At 36.4% G+C, this 7,714-nt stretch carries 6 protein-coding genes and 1 tRNA gene; 5 read left to right on the top strand and 2 right to left on the bottom strand.

Annotated elements, in window-relative coordinates; all coding sequences use genetic code 11:
• Positions 1–65: 65 nt before the first annotated feature.
• Positions 66–138: transfer RNA gene (locus D0T53_RS12385), tRNA-Lys, on the bottom strand.
• A 266-nt stretch (positions 139–404) separates the two neighbouring features.
• On the opposite strand from D0T53_RS12385, the gene proS reads away from it, so the two are divergent.
• The 5 genes from proS (at position 405) to D0T53_RS12360 (ending at position 6,526) form a co-directional block, all read left to right on the top strand.
• Positions 405–1,886 (top strand): proline--tRNA ligase, encoded by a 1,482-nt coding sequence (gene proS / locus D0T53_RS12380; RefSeq protein WP_163268372.1) that lies wholly within the window; start codon positions 405–407, stop codon positions 1,884–1,886.
• Positions 1,887–1,903: 17 nt separating this feature from the next.
• Positions 1,904–2,431 carry a hypothetical protein gene (locus D0T53_RS12375; protein ID WP_163268370.1) on the top strand — a complete coding sequence of 176 codons (528 nt, stop codon included), beginning with the start codon at positions 1,904–1,906 and terminating at the stop codon, positions 2,429–2,431.
• Between the two features lie 392 nt (positions 2,432–2,823).
• A complete protein-coding gene (gene pheT, locus D0T53_RS12370) occupies positions 2,824–5,286 on the top strand; it encodes a phenylalanine--tRNA ligase subunit beta (protein ID WP_163268368.1) in 2,463 nt (820 codons plus the stop codon).
• 34 nt (positions 5,287–5,320) lie between these two features.
• Positions 5,321–6,037 (top strand): YebC/PmpR family DNA-binding transcriptional regulator, encoded by a 717-nt coding sequence (locus D0T53_RS12365; RefSeq protein ID WP_163268366.1) that lies wholly within the window; start codon positions 5,321–5,323, stop codon positions 6,035–6,037.
• A gap of 75 nt (positions 6,038–6,112) precedes the next feature.
• Positions 6,113–6,526: an RNA-binding S4 domain-containing protein gene (locus tag D0T53_RS12360; RefSeq protein WP_163268364.1), complete on the top strand. Its 414-nt coding sequence runs from the start codon at positions 6,113–6,115 to the stop codon at positions 6,524–6,526.
• Between the two features lie 115 nt (positions 6,527–6,641).
• Here the strand turns inward: D0T53_RS12360 and leuB are convergent, their stop codons facing one another.
• A complete protein-coding gene (gene leuB, locus D0T53_RS12355; RefSeq protein WP_163268362.1) occupies positions 6,642–7,709 on the bottom strand; it encodes a 3-isopropylmalate dehydrogenase in 1,068 nt (355 codons plus the stop codon).
• Between the last annotated feature and the right edge of the window lie 5 nt (positions 7,710–7,714).

Below are 7,714 nucleotides of genomic sequence, written 5' to 3'. Positions count from 1 at the left end.
ATGCTATTCTAGAGAGTTTTGTCTTGTTTTGCCGGAAAATTGTCTGTTAGTTTCCGATCTTCCAGTGATCCCGCTGGGGCTCGAACCCAGGACCCCATCATTAAAAGTGATGTGCTCTACCAACTGAGCTACGGAATCTCCCTGTTTTGCTTTTCAAAAGCGAGTGCAAAGGTAAACCTTTTTATTTTATTTGCAAATAAAAAATAAAGAAGCTCTAATAAAAAATAAACAGAATACTTGTATAGTGCAGAAAATAAGGACTGTAAAGCTGAAAAAAAATAAAGAAAAGCTTAACTATAGATTATTACTAAACCATAATTTAAATTTATACTCATTATCAATTGCCCGAAATAGCTTTTTTCATAACTTTGCCTTGCAAAAAAGAATATACATAACAACGTAATATGGCAAAAGAACTTAAAGAGCTGACTTCGAGAAGTAAAGATTACAGTCAGTGGTATCAGGATTTAGTGATAAAAGCCGATCTTGCTGAAAATTCGGCAGTTAGGGGATGTATGGTTATAAAACCTTATGGATATGCTATTTGGGAGAAAATGCAGCGCCAACTAGATGACATGTTTAAAGAAACAGGACATGTAAACGCATATTTTCCTCTATTCATTCCAAAATCATTTCTAAGTAAAGAAGCTGATCATGTTGAAGGGTTTGCCAAAGAATGTGCTGTTGTCACTCACTATCGTCTGAAAAATGATCCAGAGGGTAGAGGTGTTGTTGTTGATCCCGAAGCAAAACTTGAAGAAGAATTAATTGTAAGGCCAACGTCCGAAACTATTATATGGAATACTTACCGCAACTGGATACAGTCGTATCGCGACTTGCCTATATTAGTAAACCAATGGGCTAATGTTGTGCGATGGGAAATGCGTACACGTTTATTTTTACGTACTGCTGAGTTTTTGTGGCAAGAAGGGCATACTGCTCATGCAACACAAGAAGAAGCTGTAGAAGAAGCCCGTCGTATGCTCGAAGTATATGCTTGTTTTGCCGAAGAATATATGGCTGTGCCTGTTGTAAAAGGAGTAAAATCGGCATCGGAACGTTTCGCCGGAGCTGTTGATACATATGCAATAGAGGCTCTTATGCAGGATGGTAAAGCTTTGCAAGCAGGAACGTCACACTTTTTAGGACAAAACTTTGCGAAAGCTTTCGATGTAACTTTTGCCGATAAAGAAGGAAAGCGTGAACACGTTTGGGCTACATCATGGGGGGTATCTACCCGTTTAATGGGAGCGCTTATAATGTCGCATTCCGATGATAATGGATTGGTTTTGCCTCCAAAACTTGCACCATATCAGGTTGTTATTGTCCCAATTTATCGTAGTGAGGAACAACTTGCACAAATTGACGAGAAAGTTGAAGGTATAGTAAAGGCTTTAAAGGCTTTGGGCGTATCTGTAAAGTATGATAATGCTGACAATAAGAAGCCGGGATGGAAATTCTCGGAATACGAACTTAAGGGTGTGCCTGTTCGGTTGGCTATGGGAGGTCGTGATTTAGAGAACAATACAGTAGAAGTTGCTCGCCGCGATACTCTTACAAAAGAAACCATATCGTGTGACAATATTGATGTATATATTAAAAATCTGCTTGACGACATCCAAGCTAATATTTATAAAAAAGCATCGGATTACAGAAAAAGCCATACAATAGAGGTTGATACCTATGAAGAGTTTAAAGAAAAAATAGGAGATGGAGGTTTTATATTGGCTCATTGGGATGGAACTCCCGAAACAGAAGAGTTAATAAAGACAGAAACTAAGGCTACTATACGCTGTATTCCTTTAGATGGAGATAAAACTCCCGGAAAATGTATGGTTACAGGAAAACCTTCAGTTCAAAGAGTTATTTTTGCTCGTGCTTATTAAAAGAGCATAAATAAAAAATGACAAAATCGTTACAATTTACACTTGTAGAAATAGCGAAAGCCCTAAATACTTCAGAAATACTTTGGAGTGTTGGGGCTTCTGTCTTGTTATATAAATATGGGTTAACAAGTACACCAAAAGATATTGACATAAGTGTGTCGGTTCAAGATATATCAATTGCCGATAAAATTCTTTCGTCTATGGGCGAAAAGATGAAAGAAAAAAAATCGGAGATATACCTGACAGAATATTTTTATGAATATATCATTAATGGTATAAATGTAGATTTAATGGCTGGCTTTAAAATAAAAACTAAAGTCGGCGTTTTTGAATATCAATATGACAAACTTTCAGTACCTCACCTTTTCGAAATAGACGGAATACTTACTCCTTTTTCGACACTCGAAGAGTGGTATGTGCTTTATCAACTTATGCCCGATAAAGAAGCAAAAGTTAGAGCTATTAAAGAGTATTTCAATCAAAAAGGTATTCAATACCCCGAATTGCTGAAAAGAATACAAGAAGATGCAAATAACGTTTGTTGATACCAATATTATAAACTATTGTTTATCTATATATTGAGTACTTTTAGCGTAAATAACAGCTAAGGGCAATTGTAAATCAAATTATATGACATTAAGCATTTATGTAGACGGGAGCTGGATTTTTAATACCATATTTTATTTTTCAAAGTAAAAGTGTAAGATTTGTCAGGTTTTTATTTATTATAGGTTTCTGAATATTTTGAGTAATGCTTAATTCTATGTAAGTAGAATATCTGTAACAGGAATTTATTTTTAATTTAAAGCGCTTATTATATTTTCACAGGTCTGATAAATTTTATATTTTTGGGCTTATTTTTCGAACGAAAATAGAAATAATAATATAAATCGTCTCTTTCTGTAAATAGCGGACAAAGAGCTAAAGAAAACATTATATGAATATTTCATACAACTGGTTAAAAGAATACTTGAATTTTGATTTAACACCAGCAGAAACATCAGCAGCATTAACTTCTATTGGTTTAGAAACCGGAGGAGTTGAAGAAGTTCAGTCTGTTAAGGGAGGCTTAGAAGGTTTGGTTATTGGCGAAGTTATCACTTGTATCGATCATCCTAATTCAGACCATTTACATATTACAACAGTAAATGTTGGCCAGCCCGATTTATTACAGATTGTGTGTGGTGCTCCGAATGTAGCAGCAGGGCAAAAGGTTGTTGTAGCTTTGGTTGGTACAATTTTGTATTCGGGAGAGGAGTCGTTTACAATAAAAAAATCGAAAATAAGAGGCGAAGAATCTTTTGGTATGATTTGTGCCGAAGATGAAATTGGGATAGGTGCAAGTCATGATGGAATAATAGTGTTACCTGCCGATGCAAAAGTTGGAACATTAGCAAAAGATTATTACAACATAAAAAGTGACTTCATACTTGAAGTAGATATTACCCCGAATCGTGTAGATGCATCGTCTCATTATGGCGTTGCTCGCGATTTAGCAGCTTATTTACAGCAAAACGGAAAGCTTTCAAAATTGACATTGCCTTCAGTCGATGAATTCAAAATAAACAGCGATGTACAAGGAATAACTGTAAAAGTTGAAAATACGGAGGCTTGTCCTCGTTATGCGGGAGTAACAATAAAAAACGTAAATGTAAAAGAAAGTCCTGATTGGCTGAAAAAGCGTCTGACTAATATCGGTTTACGTCCGATAAATAATGTAGTAGATGTTACTAACTATGTTTTACACGAGTTGGGACATCCACTTCATGCTTTTGATGCGGCATATATAACAGGAAATACAGTAATTGTACGGACAGAACCCGAAGGTACAAATTTTACTACTCTTGATGGTGTAGAACATACATTGAGTGATAAGGACTTGATGATATGTAATGACAAAGAAGGAATGTGTATTGGCGGAGTTTTTGGCGGGCTTAAATCGGGAGTTACAGAAGAAACAAAGGATGTGTTTCTTGAATGTGCATACTTTAATCCTACATGGATACGAAAAACAGCACGTCGTCATGGTTTAAATACAGACTCTTCATTTCGTTTCGAACGTGGTGTCGACCCTAACGATACAATATATGTGATGAAACGTACCGCTTTACTTATACAAGAAGTTGCAGGAGGCGAGATTGTAGGAAATATTCAGGATGTGTATCCTCAAAAATTTGATAACTTCAAGGTAGAACTTAATCTCGATAAGGTTAACAAACTGATAGGAAAAAATATTGACCGTGAAACAGTAAAATCTATACTGTCGAGCCTTGAGATGGTTATCGAAAAGGAATCGGGAGATAACCTAACTCTTAGTGTACCTCGTTATCGTGTAGATGTTCAGCGCGATGTTGATGTTATTGAAGATATATTAAGGATATATGGCTATAACAACGTTGAGATTGGCGATGATGTAAAATCGAATCTGTCGTATAAAACAATAACAGACCGCAGTACCGATTTACAGAACCTTATATCAGAGCAGCTTACAGGAGCCGGATTTAATGAGATATTAAATAATTCGCTGACAAAAGAATCGTACTATGCTAATTTAGAAACATATCCCGAATCGAAATGTGTAAGGTTATTAAATCCGTTAAGTAGTGATTTAAGCGTAATGCGCCAGACTTTATTATTCGGAGGATTAGAAAGTATTGCTTACAACCGAAACAGGAAAAACAGTAACCTTCGGTTTTACGAATTAGGTAATTGTTATTATTACGATGCCGATCGCAGAATAGAAGGGGAGCCATTGAAAGAGTATTCGGAAGAATTGCATTTAGGTTTATGGCTGTGTGGAAATAGCATCGAAAACACTTGGGCTGCTGAAAATGAGAAAATGTCGGTGTACCAATTAAAAGCTTATGTCGAAAGCATATTGTTACGATTGGGAATTTCACCACAAAAATATGAATATAAGCAATTCTCGAACGAAATATATAACGTAGGCTTAATAATAAAAAGTCATACACGAGAATTAGGTACTTTAGGTATTGTAAGTAAAAAGCTACTTAAAGAAACCGACATAAACACAGAGGTATACTTTGCCGAACTCAACTGGAATGCTTTAATGAAAGAGATAAAGAAGCATGTGGTTACATACAAAGAAATATCAAAATATCCGGTAGTAAAAAGAGATTTAGCTTTACTTTTGGATAAAGGAGTGTTATTTGATGATGTTAAAAGAATTGCGCTGAAAACCGAGAAAAAACTATTGAAAGAAGTTAAATTGTTTGATGTATATGAAGGAAAGAATCTTCCCGAAGGTAAAAAATCATATGCGGTAAACTTTGTAATACAGGATAGTGAAAAAACACTGAATGATAAGCAAATAGATGATATTATGCGAAAAATTCAGATGCAACTGGAAAAAGAGCTTGGTGCAGAATTAAGAAAATAGTTTAACAATAAAAAAGGAAAACAATATATAACTTATGGGAAGAGCTTTTGAATATCGTAAAGCAACGAAAATGAAACGCTGGGGAAATATGGCCCGCGTATTCACAAAGTTAGGAAAACAAATAACAATGGCCGTTAAAGACGGAGGTCCGGAGCCGGATACAAATCCTCGTTTGAGGGTTTTGATGCAACAGGCAAAGAAAGAAAACATGCCGAAGGACAATGTTGAACGTGCCATAAAAAAAGCAACATCGAAGGACGAGGCTGATTATAAAGAGGTTGTATACGAAGGATATGGACCTTTTGGTATTGCAATAGTAGTAGAAACGGCTACCGATAACCCTACTCGTACAGTTGCTAATGTACGGAGTTATTTCAATAAGCATGGAGGTTCGTTAGGCACATCGGGAAGCCTTGAGTTTTTGTTCGATCATAAATGTGTATTTAAAATATCGCCAAAGGATGGTATTTCGCTTGAAGACCTTGAACTAGAGCTTATTGACTTTGGAGTGGATGAACTGGTTCAGGACGAAGACGAAAATATTATATTGTATGGAGAGTTTAAATCGTACTCTGATATTCAAAAATATCTGGAAGAAAATGGTTTTGAAATACATAGTGCAGAGTTCGAACGTATTCCTCACGAGTTAAAGGAAGTAACGGAAGAACAGCGTACTACGCTTGAAAAACTTCTTGATAAATTTGAAGAAGACGATGATGTGCAAAATGTATTCCATAATATGCAAGAATAGTATAATATAGGCTGAAATATAAAAACTGGCACTGGTCTTGATGAAATTCCGGTGCCTATTTGTTTAATTTATAGTATGAAAGAAGGACAGAACGAAGTACGCATAGATAAATGGCTTTGGGGTGTACGCTTATTTAAAACCCGTTCGATGGCTATTGAAGCCTGTAAAAAAGGGAGGGTAATGATTAAAGGTGTAAATATAAAACCATCGCGAATGATAAAGGTAGGCGATGTTATTGAAATACGTAAATCTCCTATTACATATTCGTTTGAAGTACTTGCGCTCACAGAACGACGAATGGGGGCTAAACTTGTACCTGAATACATGAAGGATGTAACTCCGGCTTCTGAGTATCAGATACTGGAATTATCAAAAGCCAGTGGCTTTATCGATAGAGCAAGAGGTACAGGGCGACCAACAAAAAAAGATCGTCGGGAGCTGGAAGATTTTACAGATTTCTCATTCTTCGATGATTTTGATGAAGAATAGAGCCTGATGACTAAAAAAGAAATCCTTTCAAAAACACTCTTGATAATGAATGGTTCTGAAAGGATTATTTAATTTCCAGCCTTTCTTTTAAGCTATATCAATAATAGAATGGTATTTATTTTTTAATGAAGTCAACAATCCAATCTCCAACATCGGATGTTGAGTAAGCTTTACTGCCTGATGCGATATCCTCAGTAACAATACCTTCTGCCATTGAAGCATCAACAGCTTTGCGGATAAGTGAGCCTTCTTCTTTCAGTTCGAAAGCATATTCGAACATCATAGCAGCAGAAAGGATAGTAGCTAAAGGATTTGCTATGTTTTTACCGGTTGCTTGAGGATATGATCCGTGTATAGGTTCAAATACAGAGGTATGTATACCAATTGATGCCGATGGAAGCATACCCAACGAACCTGTTATTACTGATGCTTCATCGGTTAATATATCACCAAATAAATTCTCTGTAACTAAAACATCGAATCGTTTAGGCCATTGTATTATCTGCATGGCTGCATTATCGACAAACATATATTCAGTTTCAACATTAGGAAACTCTTTTTCTATTTCCTGTGAAACCTGACGCCAAAGACGTGATGTACATAAAACGTTAGCTTTATCTACTATAGTCAATTTTTTACGACGTTGTTCTGCGAATTTGTATGATAAGCGAACAATGCGTTCTACTTCTTCACGGGTGTACACACAAGTGTCGTAAGCGGTGTTCCCGTCTTCGCTTCTTCCTTGTGGACGTCCAAAGTATAAACCACCTGTAAGCTCGCGCACACACATAAAATCGGCCCCTTCTACCAGATCTGCTCTTAATGGAGATTTATGAATAAGAGATGGAAAGGTTGATACAGGACGTAGGTTAGCATATAATCCCAATTTTTTGCGCATAGCTAAAAGCCCTTGTTCAGGACGAACTTTAGCTGCAGGATTATTATCGAATTTAGGGTCGCCAATAGCACCAAACAGAACAGCATCAGATCCCATACACAATTCGTGTGTTTCATCAGGGTAGGGGTTACCTACTTGATCGATGGCTGATGCACCTACTAATCCGTATTTATAGGTAAGTTCGTGACCAAATTTTTCACAAACGGCTTCTGTTACTCTTAATGCCTGGCCTACAATCTCAGGACCAATTCCGTCTCCGGGAAGTACTGCAATGTTTAATTTCATTTTAG

The organism is Dysgonomonas sp. 216 (genome assembly GCF_010501065.1).
GTDB lineage: Bacteria > Bacteroidota > Bacteroidia > Bacteroidales > Dysgonomonadaceae > QVMM01.
The sequence above is the reverse complement of the archived record's forward strand: the minus strand, read 5'-3'. Positions and strand labels throughout refer to the sequence as shown.